This window comes from Streptomyces sp. NPDC048191, from assembly GCF_040652655.1.
Lineage (GTDB): Bacteria > Actinomycetota > Actinomycetes > Streptomycetales > Streptomycetaceae > Streptomyces.
In genome coordinates, this window is sequence record NZ_JBEZMO010000003.1 from 463,270 (window position 1) to 479,323 (window position 16,054).

14 protein-coding genes, 1 tRNA gene and 1 pseudogene are annotated in these 16,054 nt (G+C 71.8%); 7 read left to right on the forward strand and 9 right to left on the reverse strand.

Annotation, left to right across the window (positions count from 1 at the left end; translation table 11 throughout):
- Window positions 1–7: 7 nt before the first annotated feature.
- Window positions 8–661 (reverse strand): rhomboid-like protein, encoded by a 654-nt coding sequence (locus tag AB0D93_RS07930; RefSeq protein WP_362114724.1) that lies wholly within the window; start codon window positions 659–661, stop codon window positions 8–10.
- Between AB0D93_RS07930 and AB0D93_RS07935 the strand changes: the two are divergent.
- The 3 genes and pseudogenes from AB0D93_RS07935 to AB0D93_RS07945 form a co-directional block, all read left to right on the forward strand.
- Window positions 660–1,399: pseudogene (locus AB0D93_RS07935) on the forward strand (aminoglycoside phosphotransferase family protein); the annotation flags it as partial. The gene AB0D93_RS07930 and the pseudogene AB0D93_RS07935 overlap by 2 nt on opposite strands.
- 215 nt (window positions 1,400–1,614) lie before the next feature.
- On the forward strand, window positions 1,615–3,525 hold the full coding sequence (locus tag AB0D93_RS07940; RefSeq protein WP_362114727.1) for a hypothetical protein: 1,911 nt from the start codon (window positions 1,615–1,617) through the stop codon (window positions 3,523–3,525).
- Between the two features lie 161 nt (window positions 3,526–3,686).
- A complete protein-coding gene (locus AB0D93_RS07945; RefSeq protein ID WP_362114730.1) occupies window positions 3,687–6,152 on the forward strand; it encodes an N-acetylmuramoyl-L-alanine amidase in 2,466 nt (821 codons plus the stop codon).
- A 120-nt stretch (window positions 6,153–6,272) separates the two neighbouring features.
- Here the strand turns inward: AB0D93_RS07945 and AB0D93_RS07950 are convergent, their stop codons facing one another.
- Window positions 6,273–6,572 carry a hypothetical protein gene (locus AB0D93_RS07950; RefSeq protein WP_362114733.1) on the reverse strand — a complete coding sequence of 100 codons (300 nt, stop codon included), beginning with the start codon at window positions 6,570–6,572 and terminating at the stop codon, window positions 6,273–6,275.
- A gap of 30 nt (window positions 6,573–6,602) precedes the next feature.
- Between AB0D93_RS07950 and AB0D93_RS07955 the strand changes: the two genes are divergently transcribed.
- Window positions 6,603–6,854, forward strand: coding sequence for a hypothetical protein (locus AB0D93_RS07955; protein ID WP_362114736.1), 252 nt, complete (start codon window positions 6,603–6,605; stop codon window positions 6,852–6,854).
- A gap of 75 nt (window positions 6,855–6,929) precedes the next feature.
- Here AB0D93_RS07955 and AB0D93_RS07960 read toward each other — a convergent pair.
- Window positions 6,930–7,003 (reverse strand) — tRNA-Thr (locus AB0D93_RS07960).
- A gap of 206 nt (window positions 7,004–7,209) precedes the next feature.
- On the opposite strand from AB0D93_RS07960, the gene ugpC reads away from it, so the two are divergent.
- The 3 genes from ugpC to AB0D93_RS07975 all read left to right on the forward strand — a co-directional run bounded on the left by ugpC (window position 7,210) and on the right by AB0D93_RS07975 (window position 9,889).
- Window positions 7,210–8,346, forward strand: coding sequence for a sn-glycerol-3-phosphate ABC transporter ATP-binding protein UgpC (gene ugpC / locus AB0D93_RS07965; protein WP_362114739.1), 1,137 nt, complete (start codon window positions 7,210–7,212; stop codon window positions 8,344–8,346).
- A 209-nt stretch (window positions 8,347–8,555) separates the two neighbouring features.
- A complete protein-coding gene (locus AB0D93_RS07970) occupies window positions 8,556–9,017 on the forward strand; it encodes a hypothetical protein (RefSeq protein ID WP_362114742.1) in 462 nt (153 codons plus the stop codon).
- Between the two features lie 140 nt (window positions 9,018–9,157).
- The gene (locus AB0D93_RS07975; protein WP_362114745.1) at window positions 9,158–9,889 is read left to right on the forward strand and encodes a nucleotidyltransferase family protein; all 732 of its coding nucleotides are present in this window, start codon (window positions 9,158–9,160) and stop codon (window positions 9,887–9,889) included.
- Window positions 9,890–9,942: 53 nt separating this feature from the next.
- Here AB0D93_RS07975 and AB0D93_RS07980 read toward each other — a convergent pair whose 3' ends face one another.
- From AB0D93_RS07980 to ispD, 6 genes are all read right to left on the reverse strand, one after another.
- Window positions 9,943–11,634: a DoxX family membrane protein gene (locus AB0D93_RS07980; protein ID WP_362114748.1), complete on the reverse strand. Its 1,692-nt coding sequence runs from the start codon at window positions 11,632–11,634 to the stop codon at window positions 9,943–9,945.
- A gap of 153 nt (window positions 11,635–11,787) precedes the next feature.
- The gene (rlmB, locus tag AB0D93_RS07985) at window positions 11,788–12,729 is read right to left on the reverse strand and encodes a 23S rRNA (guanosine(2251)-2'-O)-methyltransferase RlmB (protein WP_362114751.1); all 942 of its coding nucleotides are present in this window, start codon (window positions 12,727–12,729) and stop codon (window positions 11,788–11,790) included.
- Between the two features lie 86 nt (window positions 12,730–12,815).
- Window positions 12,816–14,216, reverse strand: coding sequence for a cysteine--tRNA ligase (cysS, locus tag AB0D93_RS07990; protein WP_362114754.1), 1,401 nt, complete (start codon window positions 14,214–14,216; stop codon window positions 12,816–12,818).
- A 58-nt stretch (window positions 14,217–14,274) separates the two neighbouring features.
- On the reverse strand, window positions 14,275–14,679 hold the full coding sequence (locus AB0D93_RS07995; protein ID WP_362114757.1) for a PPOX class F420-dependent oxidoreductase: 405 nt from the start codon (window positions 14,677–14,679) through the stop codon (window positions 14,275–14,277).
- Between the two features lie 54 nt (window positions 14,680–14,733).
- Window positions 14,734–15,231: a 2-C-methyl-D-erythritol 2,4-cyclodiphosphate synthase gene (gene ispF, locus AB0D93_RS08000; RefSeq protein WP_362114760.1), complete on the reverse strand. Its 498-nt coding sequence runs from the start codon at window positions 15,229–15,231 to the stop codon at window positions 14,734–14,736.
- The gene (gene ispD, locus AB0D93_RS08005) at window positions 15,221–15,973 is read right to left on the reverse strand and encodes a 2-C-methyl-D-erythritol 4-phosphate cytidylyltransferase (protein ID WP_362114763.1); all 753 of its coding nucleotides are present in this window, start codon (window positions 15,971–15,973) and stop codon (window positions 15,221–15,223) included. The genes ispF and ispD overlap by 11 nt, the downstream gene beginning before the upstream one ends.
- Window positions 15,974–16,054 lie beyond the last annotated feature (81 nt).

Here is a 16,054-nt window from a genome sequence, read left to right on the forward strand (position 1 = left end):
CGGGACGTTAACCCCTCAGGGCCGCCAGTGTCTCCTTCGGATTCCATGCTTTTCCGCGGCCCCGGGTCAGCGGATAACAGGCGAGACCGATCAGTACGGACACGAAATGACCGAGGTCGGTGAAGGTCGGCCCCGAGGTCAGCGGCAGCCCGAACACCAGCAGCACCACCACCAGGTACGCGTACCGCCAGGGCGGCGCCATCCGGAAGGCGAGCACGCCGATCACCCCGGCCAGCGCGTAACTCACACCGACGTCCAGGGTGTTGACCGCCGAGTGCGGCACGATGCCGTCCCGGATCGCCTTCAGCAGGGCGCCCTCGCTGATCAGCGTGGCCAGCACGTGCGCCAGCGCGCACACCGCGAGCCAGCGGGCCGTGCCCAGCCAGCGCTCGACCGGCGCGTGGAACACCGTGTACATCAGGATGTACGGCAGCCAGCGGCCGCTGTCGATCCACATCGCGCTCGCGACGAGCACCCGTACCGGATTGCGCGACAACTCATGGATGTTGGTCGAGCGCTGCCGCAGGAAGTGCTGCTCGAACTCCGGCGACATCTGGTGCAGCGCGACAGTGGTCACGAACAGCACCGCCAGCCACACGTACGTGCCGGGAGCGCTGCGGATGTACGCCCACACGCCGCCGAGGCCCCGGATATTTCGCATGAGCCGATTCACGCACGCCAGTATCGTCCGGCGCGTGATCGACATTCCCGGTGATCTCGCGGAGGCCCAGGAGATGTACTACTGCGCGGCGGGCCGGGCCTTCATCGCCGGGCTGCCGGATCTCGCGACCGCCTTCCTGGACCGCCGGCGGCTGCGGCTCGACGGGCCCGCCATGAACGGCGTCAGCGCGCCGGCCCTGCCGGTCGTCCGCGCCGACGGCTCGCGCGCCGTCCTCAAGCTCCAGCCGCAGGACGAGGAGAGCGAGGGCGACCCGGTCGCGCTGCGGACCTGGGACGGCGACGGGCCGTACGGCTCCTCGACCACGACCCGGCCACCGGCACCATGCTCCTGGAGCGCCTGGACGAGTCCCGGACGCTCTCCGCGCCGGCCGACACCCGCGAGGCCGTCGAGGTCATCGCCCGGCTGCCGGCCCGTCTCACGTCCTTCCCTGCGCCACCAGGCATGCGCCGGCTCGGGGGCATCGCCCACGCCATGCTGGAGCAGACCCCGTGGGCGCTGGAGCGCGTCCCCGACCTCGCGGCCCGCCGGACGGTCGCCGACCGCGCGGCCGCCGTGCGCGAGGTCGTCGCCGAGCCCGGCGACCGGCTCCTCCACTGGGACCCGCACTTCGACAACGTCCTCGCCGCCGAGCGCGCCGACCGGCTCGCCATCGACCCCGAGCCGCCGGCCGGCGACCCCGGCTCCGAGCTGTGGCCCGCGCTGGTCAACCGCTTCGAGGCGGCCGGGGTCCGCCGGCGCGCCGGCTCCGTACCTGATTCCGATCAAGCCTTTACTCGTTCCTCATTGTTCGTGGTCGACGTGGCTCGGCAGCATTCGACTGTCACCGGCAGACCGTTCGGTCTCCAACACCACCACACCAGAAGGACACTTCCTTGCTCCCAGGGAGACGTCGGGCGGCATCCACCGCCGCCCTGCTGTCCACCACGGCGCTCATGTCCGCCGGACTGTCCGCCACATGGCTCACCGCACCCGCCTTCGCGGCGCCGCCGCCCCACGCGGCGGCCCACATCAAGCACCTGTGCGCCCACGCCACCACACCGGGCCATGTGGCGTGCCTCGCCGAGGCCCGCACCGACATCGTCCAGCGCCTGGCCGTCAGCCCGGCCACCACACCGCCCGGCTACGGCCCCGCGGACCTGCAGAGCGCCTACAACCTGCCGTCCGGCAGTGCCGGTTCGGGCCGGACGGTCGCGATCGTCGACGCCATGGACGACCCCGCCGCCGAGTCCGACCTGGCCGCCTACCGGTCCCAGTACGGCCTCCCCGCCTGCACCACCGCCAACGGCTGCTTCCACAAGGTGAACCAGACCGGCGGCACCACCTACCCGAGCGCCGACGCGGGCTGGGCCGGCGAGATCTCCCTCGACCTCGACATGGTCAGCGCCGTCTGCCCGCAGTGCCACATCACGCTCGTCGAGGCCTCCTCCGCGAGCACGAGCGACATCGGCACCGCCGAGAACGAGGCCGTCGCCCTCGGCGCCAAGTACGTCTCCAACTCCTTCGGCGGCACCGAGGACCCGACCGAGACCACCGCCGACGTCCAGTACTTCAACCACCCCGGCGTCGCCTTCACGGTCAGCGCGGGCGACAGCGGCTACGGTGCCGAGTTCCCGGCCTCCTCCCCCTACGTCACCGCGGTCGGCGGCACCTCGCTCAGCCGCTCGGGCAACACCCGCGGCTGGAGCGAGTCGGTGTGGTCCACCGACTCGGCCGACGGCACGGGCTCCGGCTGCTCCGCCGACGAGGCCAAGCCCACCTGGCAGACCGACACCGGCTGCGCCCACCGCACGGTCGCGGACGTCTCCGCCGTCGCCGACCCGGCCACCGGCGTCGCCGTCTACGACACCTACGGCGCCGGCGGCTGGGACGTCTACGGCGGCACCAGCGCCTCCTCGCCGATCATCGCGGCCACCTACGCCCTCGCCGGCGCGCCGGCCGCGAACAGCTACCCGTCCTCCTACCCGTACGGCCACACGTCGGCGCTGAACGACGTCACCACGGGCAGCGACGGCAGCTGCTCCCCGGGCTACCTGTGCACCGCGGGCACCGGCTACGACGGCCCGACCGGCCTCGGCACCCCGAACGGCACCACCGCCTTCGCCGCCGGCGCGAACACCGTCAACTCGCTCCAGCCCGGCCGGAAGCTGACCTCCGGCCACAAGCTGAGCAGCGGGAACATCACGCTGACCATGGGCAGCGACGGCAACCTGGTCGCCTACCTCAAGACGAACGGCACGAGCGGCAGCGGCCCGGCGATCTGGTCCAGCCACACCTCCGGCCACTCCGGCGCGTACGCGTACATGCAGACCGACGGCAACCTGGTCGTCTACACAAGCGGCGGCACCGCCCTGTGGTCCACCCACACCAACGGCCACAGCGGCGCCTACCTCCTGGTGCAGGACGACGGCAACCTGGTGGTCTACGGCGCCGGCGGCGGCCCGGGCACCGGCGGTTCCCTGTGGTCGGACGGCACCAACGTGCACGCGGCGACGATCGGCTCCGGCCAGAAGCTCAAGGGCGGCTGGTGGACCCAGTCCACGTACACCCGCCTGGTGATGCAGCCCGACGGCAACCTCGTGATGTACCGCAGGCGCGACGGCAAGGCGATCTGGTCCACCGGCACCTCCGGCCACTCCGGCGCCTACGCCTCCATGCAGACCGACGGCAACCTGGTCGTCTACTCCAGCACCGGCACCGCCCTGTGGTCCACCCACACCAACGGGCACTCCGGCGCCTACGCGGTGATGCAGAACGACGGCAACTTCGTCGTCTACACATCCACCGGCGGAACGGGCAAGGGCGGCGCCCTGTGGGCGAGCAACACCCGCTCGTACCTGCCCTGACCCGCATGCCGAAAGCACCCGCCGGCCTGGGGGAAACCCCGGGCCGGCGCTCCGTGTGACGCTTCACCGTCCGAGTGCGCTGGTACTCCCGGGCACTCCTGTGACAGCTGTGGCCCCGCAATGGCTGCGAGACAACTACTACGGGGCTTCCGGGTGGGGCATTGAGAACTGAACACGGGGTTCGGCACGGTCGTCGCCGAGCCGGTCTGAAGAAGCGCGCGTGGCTGGCTCTGGGGGCGGTCGTCGCCGGCGGCGGCGTCGCCGTGGCGACCGTCGCGATGGCCGGTTCGGGAGGCCACGCGGGAGCGCCGGCCGCGCACGGACCGATCAAGACGCATGTCCACTCCCTGTCCCTGGCCGGGGCCACCGCGTCGGTCAAGACGCTGGGGGCCCGGTCCACGGCTCCGTTCAGCATGGTGGGTGTCACCTGGAACGGCGCGCACGCCAAGCTGCGCGGCACCGTGGAGGTACGGACCCGTTCCGCCGCCGACGGCCACTGGACACCCTGGCTGAAGATGCAGCAGCCGGACGACCTCCCCGACGCCGCCGAGCTGAACCGGCCCGGCGTGCGCGGCGGGATGTCGCCCATGTGGTCGGGGCCGTCGAACGGAGTCCAGGTCCGCGCGACCGGCGCGGGCCGGAAGACCGCGCTGCCCGCCGGGCTGCGGGTGGACCTGGTCGACCCGGGCAAGCCCGGCACGGACGGGACGCAGGCCTCCGGCATGGCCCCGGCGGCATACGCCATGGACGCGACCACGGCGACACCGGCGGACAGCGTCACCCCGGGCGACACCGCGACGGCCACGGCGGGCGGCGACGCCTCGACCACCCCGCCCCCGGACACCCCGCCGGCCACCGACACCCCCACGGCCACGGACACCGCGTCCGGCACGCCGTCCACCGGGACCTCTGCCTCCGCCTCCGCCTCCACCTCGCCGAGCGCGTCCCCGACGTCGTGGCCCAGCCAGCTTCCGTCGCTGTCCGAGGCGTACCCGTCCTGCACGACCTCCTCCGGCAGCCCCTCCGCGTCGGCGTCGCAGGCCCCACCGGACCCGATGCCGGCCGCGACCACCTCGACGGTGGCGCCGCCCACCGTGGTCACCCGGGCCGGCTGGGGCGCGGACGAGTGCGCGCGGGAATCGGGTTACCCGACGTACGGCTCCGCGGTGAAGGTGATGTTCGTCCACCACACGGACACCACCAACAACTACTCCTGCGCCGACTCCCCGGCGATCGTGCGCGGCATCTACGCCGAGCACCTCAACCAGGGCTGGCGCGACCTCGGTTACAACTTCCTCGTCGACAAGTGCGGCACCATCTTCGAGGGCCGCTTCGGCGGGACGGCGCTGCCGGTCGTGGGCGCCCAGACCTACGGGTTCAACACCAACAGCATGGGCGTGGCCGCCATCGGCACGTACACCGACCTCAGCGGCGGCGACTCCACGGCCAGCACCTTCGCCGGGGCCACGCCGAGCCAGGCGATGCTGGCCTCCATCGCCCGCATCGCGGCCTGGAAGTTCGGCATGACCGGCGTGAACCCCGGCACCGCCACCGCGTCGCTGCCCGAGGGCGCCTCCGACAGTTACGGCTTCACCCTGAGCAACAGCTACAACTTCAACGCCATCTCCGGGCACCGCAACGGCTTCGCCACCGACTGCCCCGGCAACCAGCTCTACAACGCCCTGAGCACGATCCGCTCCTACGCGGCCGGCCCGGTCGGCACGGTCTCCGTCACCGGGATGTCCGGCGGGGCGACCAAGTCCGGGACGAGCTACTACACCAAGGGCGCGGCCACGGTGAGCTGGACGACCGCCACGCCGTCCGCGGTGATCTCCGGCTTCGACGTCCTGGTCGACGGCAAGGCCGTGGCGCACACCTCCGGCTCCGCCCGCTCCGCCTCGGTCCCGGTCGCTTCCGGCAGCCACACCGTCCAGGTGCGCGCCACCCACGTCCGTGGGGCGACCACGCTGTCCGGCTCGGTCACCCTGGTCGGCGACACGACCGCGCCCACCTTCCCGACCGCGCCCGGCGTGCAGCTGCGCACCGGCACGGTGAGCACCGGCGCGGTCCCGGTCACGGTGACCTGGAAGGCCGCCGACAACGCGGCGCTCGCCAAGGTCATGGGCACCTCGCCGGCCTCGGCCACCTTCGGCCCGACGGTGACCTCCTGGCAGACCAGCGCCAAGCCCGCCGGCTCGGACCTGTTCGCGCTGACGGCGTACGACGTGGCCGGGAACACCGGCGGCGCCTCCGTCCACCGGACGCCGAACATCGTCCAGGAGACGTCCACCACCCGGACCGGCACCTGGACCCGCCGGAGCAGCACCAGCTACCTGGGCGGCTACTCCTACAGCTCCTCGTCCGCCAAGGCCTCGATCAGCTGGACCTTCACCGGACGCTCGGTGGCCTGGGTCGTCTCGCGGGCCTCCACCTCGGGCCAGGCGTACGTCTACGTCGACGGCACCAAGGTCACCACGGTGGACCTGAAGTCCGCCACCACGCTCTACCGCCAGGCGATCTGGACCAAGAGCTGGTCCAGCTCCGCCACACACACCCTGAAGATCGTGGTGGTCGGCACCTCGGGCCGCCCGACCGTCACCACCGACGGCATCACGACCATCAGCTGACGGCGCCGCCGGCCCGGGAGCCGTCAACCCCTACCGCCAACGCCCTCACGGTCACGAACCGTGAGGGCGTTGGCGCAGGGGGACCCAGAGCCCCCTGCCGAATGCGAGCCGCCCGGACCGTCACGCCGCGTCGAAGTCCGACCGGGGCCGCACCTCCACGACGAAGTCCGCGTTCCCGAGGTCGCCCTCCTCGTCGTGCCAGAGGAAGACCCGCACGTGCATCGCGTGGTGGAGGCCGGTCCTCTCCCACTCGGACATCAGGTCGGCGACGATGCGGCCGATGGCGTGCTTGGCTCCCTCGGCCGAGTCGGGGGCGGTGATCGCGCCCTGCCACCGCTCGGGATCGCTGCCGTAGGGGCGCCAGCCCTCGGAGCCGTGCGGCTCGAACACCCGGTACGCCCAGTCCGTATTGGTGTTCATAACACCGATCCTGTCACCGCAAGGAGCCTCATGCGCCGCATCGGATCGACGCCCGCCGAGCGCGGGTCAGTCGGAGCGAACAACTGCCCCGACGTCTTCGAGATGGAGGACGGCGACTTCTTCGTCATCGGCAAGGTCGTCAGGGCGGACCAGGCGCCGGACGCCGAGGAGCTGCGCCGGCTCGGTGCTTCCATCGGCACCGACGAGCTGGCCGTCATCGTGCCGCGCGACTGCGTGCTGGCCGCCGCGAAGCAGCTCGTGGCCGAAGGCAGCGTCGGGTAGGAACCGATCCCACCCGTGGATGCCGAACGCCCCGGACCGATCTTCGGCCGGGGCGTTTGTGCTGCTCAGGATGAGAGCCCCCTGTCGGATTCGAACCGACGACCTTCGCTTTACAAGAGCGGTGCTCTGACCAGCTGAGCTAAGGAGGCCTGCGCATGGGCGCCCGTGCAGTGTACCCACCTCTCGGGCGCCTCCTGTCGAAAATTCCCGCGAAGTTCACAGTCCCTGAGGTGCTGACAGAGCGCGTGACCGGCAGGTACCGTCGTGAGCCAGTTCACCCGCGTGGACTACACCACCACCTTCCTACAACGGATCGTCCGGCACGTTCCTGCCGGTAGAAGGGGGCCCATTCACCATGGCCACTGTCACGTTCGACAAGGCGACCCGGATCTACCCGGGTTCCACCAAGCCCGCCGTCGACGGTCTCGACATCGCGATCGAGGACGGCGAGTTCCTCGTCCTGGTCGGCCCGTCGGGTTGCGGAAAGTCCACCTCGCTGCGGATGCTCGCGGGCCTGGAGGACGTCAACGGCGGCGCCATCCGCATCGGTGACCGCGACGTCACGCACCTGCCGCCCAAGGACCGGGACATCGCCATGGTGTTCCAGAACTACGCGCTGTACCCGCACATGACGGTCGCCGACAACATGGGCTTCGCGCTCAAGATCGCCGGCGTCAACAAGGCGGAGATCCGGCAGAAGGTCGAGGAGGCCGCGAAGATCCTCGACCTCACCGAGTACCTGGACCGCAAGCCGAAGGCGCTCTCCGGCGGTCAGCGCCAGCGTGTCGCCATGGGCCGCGCGATCGTGCGTGAGCCGCAGGTCTTCCTCATGGACGAGCCGCTGTCCAACCTGGACGCCAAGCTCCGGGTGAGCACCCGTACGCAGATCGCGTCCCTGCAGCGCCGCCTCGGCATCACCACCGTGTACGTCACCCACGACCAGGTCGAGGCCATGACGATGGGCGACCGGGTGGCCGTGCTCAAGGACGGCCTCCTGCAGCAGGTGGACTCGCCGCGCAACATGTACGACAGGCCCGCGAACCTCTTCGTCGCCGGCTTCATCGGCTCCCCGGCCATGAACCTGGTCGAGGTCCCGATCACCGACGGCGGCGTGAAGTTCGGCAACAGCGTCGTCCCGGTCAACCGGGAGGCCCTGAAGGCCGCCTCGGACAAGGGCGACCGCACGGTGACGGTCGGCGTCCGGCCCGAGCACTTCGACGTGGTCGAGCTGGGCGGCGGTGCCGCGGCCTCCCTCACCAAGGACAGCGCCGACGCCCCGGCCGGTCTCGCCGTCTCCGTGAACGTCGTGGAGGAGCTGGGCGCCGACGGCTACGTGTACGGCACCGCCGAGGTCGGCGGCGAGGTCAAGGACCTGGTCGTGCGCGTCAACGGCCGCCAGGTCCCGGAGAAGGGCTCCACGCTGCACGTCGTGCCGCGCCCGGGCGAGACCCACGTGTTCTCGACGTCCTCGGGTGAGCGCCTCTCCGACTGAGCAGCGCGTTCGCACCGAAGTTGACGAAAGGGGCCCCGCGGAGTGCCGCGGGGCCCCTTTCGTGTGAGTCGTTCCCTCGGACATACCCCGGCACAGCGAGCGTTCCGGGCGGGGCACGTCAACCCCTTACCCAGAAAGAGGGGCCACTTCATCCCCCGAAGGGGTGACTAAATGTCGCCAAATCATCACCCCGCGCTACCCTCACACGCGTGAAGCACTCCACCATCCCTCAGACGCGACGCGGCCACCGGGGCGGCCCTGCCCGCCGGATCGGCCGCACTCTCGCCCTCGTCCTGCCCGTCGTCCTGGTGCTCTCGGGAACCCTCGCGGTCACCCGGGTCAACTGGACGGGAAGCCCCTCCAGCTCGGCGCTGGCCGCCTCGGACGTCTCCCCGGCGGAGGTCTCCACCAAGACGGTCTCCCACGCCCCGCAGGACGTGCTCCGCGACCAGCTGATCGGCGAGCTGCAGGACAAGAACCCGGGTGACGTCCTCACCCACCTGCAGCAGGCGGTCAACGGACACCCCGCGCTGGCCCGGCACTGCTCCTCCATCGCCCGTGCCCTGGGCCAGGCCGCGGTGCGCATCTACGGCGCCCCGCGCGCCCAGTCCTACGCCCGCCCGGTGTGCGACACGGCGTTCGCCTCCGGCGTGCTCGCCGCACACAGCTGACCGCCGCCCACGGCGCGCTCACCGCACGGCCGGGACCGGGGCCGCGCCGGGTAGCCGGCGGCCGCTCCTCCGGGTAACGGCTCGCCGAGGAGCGCGCCGCCGCGGACCGGCCCGCGCGGGGCGCCACGTACAGTGCCGTCATGACCCATCCCAACGCCGCGTTGCGCCCCACTCAGGCCGTGGTCCTGGCCGGTGGCCAGGGCTCCCGGCTGCGTCCGTACACCGACGACCGGCCCAAGCCGATGGTCGAGATCCCCGGCACGGGCACCCCGATCATCGGCCACCAGCTGACCTGGCTCGCCGAAGAAGGCGTGACCGACGTGGTGGTCTCCTGCGGCCACCTCGCCGACGTCCTGCAGAAGTGGCTGGACTCCGCCGACCTTCCCGTCTCCGTCACCACCGTGGTGGAGACCGAACCCCTCGGCCGCGGCGGCGGCCTCAAGTACGCCGCCGCCCATCTCCCCCGCCCCGACCGGCCCTGGTACGCCACCAACGGCGATATCTGGACCCGCTTCTCCCTGCGGGACATGGCCGACTTCCACACCGAGCGGGACGCCACGGCGACGCTGGCGCTGGCCCGCCCGCGCATCCCCTGGGGCGCGGTGGAGACCGACGGCTTCGGGCACATCACCGACTTCATCGAGGCTCCGCCGTCGACGTCCGAGATCAACGCCGGTGTGTACGTGTTCTCGCCCGAGTTCGCCTCGCTGCTGCCGGAGCGGGGGGACCATGAGCGGACCACGTTTCCGGGGCTGGCCCGGGAGCGGAGGCTCTTCGGGTTCCCCATTCCGCAGGGGGCGTACTGGAGGGCCATCGACACCGCGAAGGATCTGACGGAGGCGGCCAAGGAACTGGCGGCCCTGGGCCGCTAGCGTCGAGAAGGCCCCGTACCGCGTCGGTACGGGGCCTCTCTTCTCTCGTGCCGTCAGCCCAGCAGGCCGCCCACCAGGCCCGGCTGGCCCGAGGACGACGAGCCGCCCGAGGTGCCGCCCGAGGACGACGGGCCACCGGTCGAGGTGCCGCCGGCGCTGGTCGGGCCCGCTGTCGTGCTCGGGGCGCCGCCCGTCGGGGCGGACTGGCGGGGCGCGGTCTGGCCCGTGGTGCCCTGGGTCTGGCTGGGCGTCGTGACCGTACCGCCGGCGGAGCGGGTGGCGCCCGGGGTCGTGGCGGCGCCGGACGGGCTCGCTCCGGCCGTGGCGCCGCCCGAGGGCGAGGTGGAGGCCGCCGGGCTGTGCCCGTGCCGCTTGCCGGGCTGCTGCGGCAGTGCGGAGCCCGGGAGGTTGTTGCGGGGAGCCTCGCCCGGCCCGGGCACGACGACCCGGCTGGAGTCGCGTACGGCGCCCCCGAGCAGGGAGCCGACGAGGAGGGTGAGGCCGACGGTGACGACCGTGATCAGGGCGCCACGGCGCAGGACGTAGCGGCGCAGGTCCCAGATGTCGGCGCGGGGGCCGAGACGACGCCAGGCGCCGGCGGCGAGGCGGCCGTCCACGGAGTAGACGGGGGCGCCGGCGATGATCAGCGGCGACCAGGCGGCGAGGTAGATGATGTCGGGGGCGTCGTAGGCGGGCACCGTCTTCCAGCTGACGGTGACGATGAGCGCGGCGGAGAGCAGGGCGCCGACCACCGCGGCCACGCGCTGCCAGCAGCCCAGGATGGTGAGGACGCCGACGACCACCTGGAGGAAGGCGATGACCAGGCCGGAGCCGACGGGGTGGTGCAGGGCGAGCTGGCGCAGCGGCTCGGCCACGTCCCACGGGTGCAGAGTGTTGAGCCACTTGACCATCGAGCCGCGCTTGCCGCCGTCGAAGTAGACGGGGTCGCACAGCTTGCCCATGCCGGCGTAGATGGAGATGAAGCCCAGGAAGATGCGCAGGGGGAGGAGGACCACCCCCAGGTTCATCCGGCGGCCGGGGTAGTAGGCGTGCCGGGCCGGGTCGTCTCCGTGACGACGGGAGGGGCGCGGGGCGTCGGGGTCGGCCGGGTCGGCGTACTCGTCGTAGTCGTCGTAGCCGTTGTAGTCGTCGTAGCCGTTGTACGAGTCGAAGTCGGGGTCCGCGTAGGGGTGTTCGTCGTAGGCGCCGGCCGCGGTGCCCATGGGCGGCAGGAGGCTGGTGGCGTCGGGGGCGGTGCGCTGGTGGCCCACGACCGGGGTCTCGACCGTCTGGTCCAGTGCGTCGTAGCCGTCGGCGTACCCGGTCCCCACGCGCGGGATGACCCGGGTGGCGCCGGGCTCGGACTCCTCGGCGTGGCGGACGCTGCTGCCCCGCACCGCCTGGAGGAGCCGGTGGGCGCCGGTGTCGTCGGGGGCCGACCTGCCGCTCCACACGACGGGACGGCGGCGGCCGACGGCGGCGGCGCCCGCCCGGCCGGCCGTGCCCACGACGGGCATCCGGGTGGGGTCCTGGGCGGCACTCAGATGCCGGGCGATCCGCGGGGATTGGGTGCGTTTCGCCGACGCGCCCAGCTGCACGCGGAAGCTGGCGTGATTGACGATGACCTGCGCCGGATCGCTCGGCACCTTCACCATGCTCAGCGCGGGAGCGTCGTCGGGCCCGGACTGGAAGCCCGACGAGCGGTCCCCCGTGGGTGTGCGGGGTGTTCTGGTGTCCACACTCATCTAACCGAGTGACGTGGAGTTAGGACACTGCTTTGACCGGGCGGATGTGTCCGGACCCCGTCAAAGCCGCCCCGAACACCACATGGACGCCGGAATTACCCCGGAAGGGTGAAGTTCCGGACGCGTGTTCAGTCCCGTCGGCGCGCCCTCGTGTCAGCTGCGCCGGCGCGCCGCCTCGTACAGCACGATGCCCGCCGCCACACCGGCGTTGAGGGACTCCGCGCCGCCCGGCATCGGGATGCTGACCCTGAAGTCACAGGTCTCGCCGACCAGGCGGGACAGGCCCTTGCCCTCGCTGCCGACGACGATGACGACCGGGCCGTCCAGCGCCTCCAGGTCGCCGAGTTCCACCTCGCCGTCCGCCGCCAGGCCCACGACCGTGATGCCGGCCTTCTTGTAGGCCTCCAGGGCGCGCGTGAGGTTGGTGGCACGCGCGACCGGCGTACGGGCGGCCGTGCCGGCGGAGGTCTTCCAGGCGCCGGCGGTCATGCCGGCCGAGCGGCGCTCGGGCACGACCACGCCGTGGCCGCCGAAGGCGGAGACGGAGCGGACGACCGCGCCGAGGTTGCGCGGGTCGGTGACGCCGTCCAGCGCGACGATCAGCGGGTCGACGCCCTCGTCGTAGGCCGCGTCGGCGAGGTCCTCGGGGTGCGCGTACTCGTACGGCGGGACCTGCAGGACGAGGCCCTGGTGGTTGAGACCGTTCGTCATGCGGTCCAGCTCGGGGCGCGGGGCCTCCATGAGGTTGATGCCGCCGCGCTCGGCGGCGAGCTGGAGGGCCTCGCGGACGCGCTCGTCGTTGTCGATGAACTGCTGGACGTAGAGGGTCGAGGCGGGGACTCCCTCACGGAGTGCCTCGACGACCGGGTTACGGCCCACGACCAGCTCGGAGGCCGACTTGCCGCCGCCCCGGCGCTGCTGCGGTCGGCCCTGGGAGCGGCGGACCTTGGCCGCCGCGGCGCGCTGCTTGGCGTGGCCCTTGCGCATCTCGGCGGGCGGGGTCGGGCCCTTGCCCTCCAGGCCCCGGCGCCGCTTGCCGCCGCTGCCGACCTGCGCGCCCTTCTTGCCGGACATGCGGCGGTTGTTCGCGGCCATGAGTCACTCGTCTCCGTGAGCTTCGTACGTACGTCTTATGCAGTGTGCCGCCCGGGGGACCGGGCGGCACACTCGATCAAGTGGGGTCAGCGCCGGCCGAGAGTCCAGCGGGGGCCCTGCGGGCTGTCCTCGACGACCAGGCCGGACTGCCCCAGCTGGTCACGGATGGCGTCGGCGGTGGCCCAGTCCTTGCGGGCACGGGCCGCCTCCCGCTGGTCCAGGACCAGCCGGACCAGACCGTCGACCACACCGTGCAGGTCCTCACCCCGGCCGGACTCACCCGCCCACTGCTCATCCAGCGGATCCAGACCCAGGACCCCCAGCATGGCCCGTACCTCGGCCAGCCGGGCCACCGCCGCGTCCTTGTCGTCCGCGGACAGCGCACTGTTGCCCTGCCGGACCGTCGTGTGCACCACCGCCAGGGCCTGCGGCACACCCAGATCGTCGTCCATCGCCTCCGCGAACGCCGGCGGCACCTCCGCCGACGGCTCCACCCTCCTGCCCGCCAGCTCCGTCACCCGCTGCACGAAGCCCTCGATCCGCGCGAACGCCGACTCCGCCTCGCGCAGCGCCTCCTCGCTGTACTCGATCATCGACCGGTAATGCGGAGTACCCAGGTAGTAACGCAGCACGACCGGCCGCCACGCCCTGACCATCTCCGACACCAGCACACTGTTGCCCAGCGACTTGGACATCTTGTCGCCGGCCATCGTCACCCAGGCGTTGTGCACCCAGTACCGGGCGAACTCGTCACCAAAGGCCCGGGCCTGAGCGATCTCGTTCTCGTGATGCGGGAAGATCAGGTCCAGGCCGCCGCCATGGATGTCGAAGGCGGAGCCGAGATACTTGTGCGCCATCGCCGAGCACTCCAGATGCCAGCCCGGACGGCCCTCACCCCACGGCGTCGGCCAGGTCGGCTCCCCCGGCTTGGCCGCCTTCCACATCGCGAAGTCCCGCGGATCCCGCTTACCGGTCTCCCCCTCACCGGCCGGCTGCAGCAGATTGTCCAGCTCCTGCCTCGACAGCTGCAGGTAGTCGGGGAAGGAACGCACGTCGAAGTACACGTTGCCGTCGGCGGCGTAGGCATGCCCCCGCTCGATGAGACGCCGCATCATCTCGACCATCTCGGTGACATGACCCGTGGCACGCGGCTCGTAGGTCGGCGGCAGGCAGCCCAGCGCGGTGTAGCCGTCGTTGAAGGCCCGCTCGTTGTCGTACCCGATCGACCACCACGGCCGGCCCTGTTCAGCCGCCTTCGCGATGATCTTGTCGTCGATGTCCGTGACGTTCCGGATGAACGTCACCTCATAACCCCGGTAGGCGAACCAGCGACGCATGATGTCGAAGTTCAGACCCGAGCGGATGTGCCCGATGTGCGGCGCCGCCTGCACCGTGGCACCACACAGGTAGATCGAGACACAACCCGGCCTGAGCGGGACGAAGTCACGGATCTGCCGGGCACCGGTGTCGTACAGGCGAATAGTCACCACTCCAGAGTAGTGGGCGCGAGGGGGTGCCTCATGCCCCTTCTGCCCTTGCCACGCCTCAGAGCCTCCCGACGACCTTCCGCGGCGTGATCCGCACGACGACCCGCTGGGCGTCCTGGCCCGCGGCCGGGTTGAAGTCGGCGTACTTCTTACCGGTGTACTTCTCGCTCAGTTCGTCGATGAGTTGGGGGCCGCCCTCCGTGGTCAGCGAGGCCGTGCCGCGGATCTCGGCGTACTCGTAGGGCTCCTCCGGGTTCAGGACGACGGCCGTCACACGGGGGTCGCGGTCCAGGTTCAGGTATTTGCGGCGGTCGACCGTGGTGGAGAAGAGGAGGTCGTCCCCGTCGCGCTTCACCCAGACCGGGGACAGCTGCGGGCTGCCGTCGGGCTGGACGGTGCCGACGACGATGAACACCTTGCCGTCGAGCACGGACTTCAGCTGGTCGGACAGTACGGCGGACATGGGCACCCTCCGGAGTCCAGGGATCACTGGTCGTGTGGGTACCCTCGCACGCCCTCAGTTCACCCGCACCACGAGTGCCGTCGCGATCGCCATCAGGCCCTCCTCGCGTCCCGGGAAACCCAGGCCGTCCGTCGTGGCACCGGAGACGGAGACGGGCGCTCCGGCCGCCTCGGAGAGGATCTTCTGGGCCTCGTCCCGGCGCTTGCCGATCTTCGGGCGGGGCCCGACCACCTGGACGGCGATGTTGCCGACGGTGAAGCCCGCCTCGCGGACGATCCGGGCGGCCTCGGTGAGCAGGGTCACCCCGGAGGCGCCGGACCACTCGGGGCGGCCGGTGCCGAAGTGCTGTCCGAGGTCACCGAGCCCGGCCGCGGAGAACAGGGCGTTGCAGGCGGCATGGGCGACGACGTCCGCGTCGGAGTGCCCGGCCAGACCCGTCCCCTCGCCCTCCCACTTCAGGCCCGCGCACCACAGCTCGCGGCCCTCCTCGAAGGCGTGGATGTCGGTGCCGATGCCGACCCGGGGCAGCACGGGGAACTGCTCAGAAGCCATCGTTCAGCCTCCTGCGGGCCAGGACGGCCTCGGCGAGGACCAGGTCGAGAGGACGGGTGACCTTGAAGGCCTCCTCGTGCCCGGGTACGGCCACGACCGTCAGCCCCAGCTGCTCGACCATGCTCGCGTCGTCGGTGACGTTGTCGGTGACGGTCTCGTGGGCGCGGACCAGGGTCGCGCGGTCGAAGCCCTGCGGCGTCTGGACGGCGCGCAGGCGGGCCCGCTCGGGCGTGGCGACGACGGGTTCGGGCTCGCCGGGCCCGGTGGCGGGCTCGACCTCCTTGACGGTGTCGGCGAGCGGGAGCGCGGGGACGACGGCGGGGGCGCCCTCGCGTACGGCCTCGATGACCGCGTCGACGGTGTCGACGGGGACCAGCGGGCGGGCCGCGTCGTGGACGAGGACGACGCCGTACTCGGGGGGAAGGGCGTCCAGGCCGAGCCCGACCGATTCCTGACGGCTGTCCCCGCCGGGGACGACCAGGAAGTCGGTCCGCTCCGGGAGGGCGTGCGCGTCGAGCAGGGACTTGACCTCGCCGGCGCCGTCCGGCGGGGCCACGACGATCACCAGGGAGACATGGCGGGATGCGGCGAGCGCGCGGACCGCGTGGATGAGCATGGGCGTGCCGTTCAGCGCGCGCAGCGCCTTGGGGGCGCCCGGACCGAGGCGTACGCCCCGGCCGGCGGCGGGAATCACGGCGGCGACGGGGGTCGGTGCGGGCGAAGGGCGCGATTCGTCAGACATCGGTTCCTGTCAGGTTTGTGTGCTCGACCTAGGTGGGTATGGCCTGGAGGAGTGCCGGGCGCGACGCCTTGACCGGACCCT

Coding starts and splice junctions, on each gene's coding strand:
- AB0D93_RS07930 (WP_362114724.1), bottom strand. CDS start 661: ATGCGAAATATCCGGGGCCTCGGCGGCGTGTGGGCGTACATCCGCAGC.
- AB0D93_RS07940 (WP_362114727.1), top strand. CDS start 1,615: ATGTCCGCCGGACTGTCCGCCACATGGCTCACCGCACCCGCCTTCGCG.
- AB0D93_RS07950 (WP_362114733.1), bottom strand. CDS start 6,572: ATGAACACCAATACGGACTGGGCGTACCGGGTGTTCGAGCCGCACGGC.
- AB0D93_RS07955 (WP_362114736.1), top strand. CDS start 6,603: ATGCGCCGCATCGGATCGACGCCCGCCGAGCGCGGGTCAGTCGGAGCG.
- ugpC (WP_362114739.1), top strand. CDS start 7,210: ATGGCCACTGTCACGTTCGACAAGGCGACCCGGATCTACCCGGGTTCC.
- AB0D93_RS07975 (WP_362114745.1), top strand. CDS start 9,158: ATGACCCATCCCAACGCCGCGTTGCGCCCCACTCAGGCCGTGGTCCTG.
- AB0D93_RS07980 (WP_362114748.1), bottom strand. CDS start 11,634: ATGAGTGTGGACACCAGAACACCCCGCACACCCACGGGGGACCGCTCG.
- rlmB (WP_362114751.1), bottom strand. CDS start 12,729: ATGGCCGCGAACAACCGCCGCATGTCCGGCAAGAAGGGCGCGCAGGTC.
- AB0D93_RS07995 (WP_362114757.1), bottom strand. CDS start 14,679: ATGTCCGCCGTACTGTCCGACCAGCTGAAGTCCGTGCTCGACGGCAAG.
- ispF (WP_362114760.1), bottom strand. CDS start 15,231: ATGGCTTCTGAGCAGTTCCCCGTGCTGCCCCGGGTCGGCATCGGCACC.
- ispD (WP_362114763.1), bottom strand. CDS start 15,973: ATGTCTGACGAATCGCGCCCTTCGCCCGCACCGACCCCCGTCGCCGCC.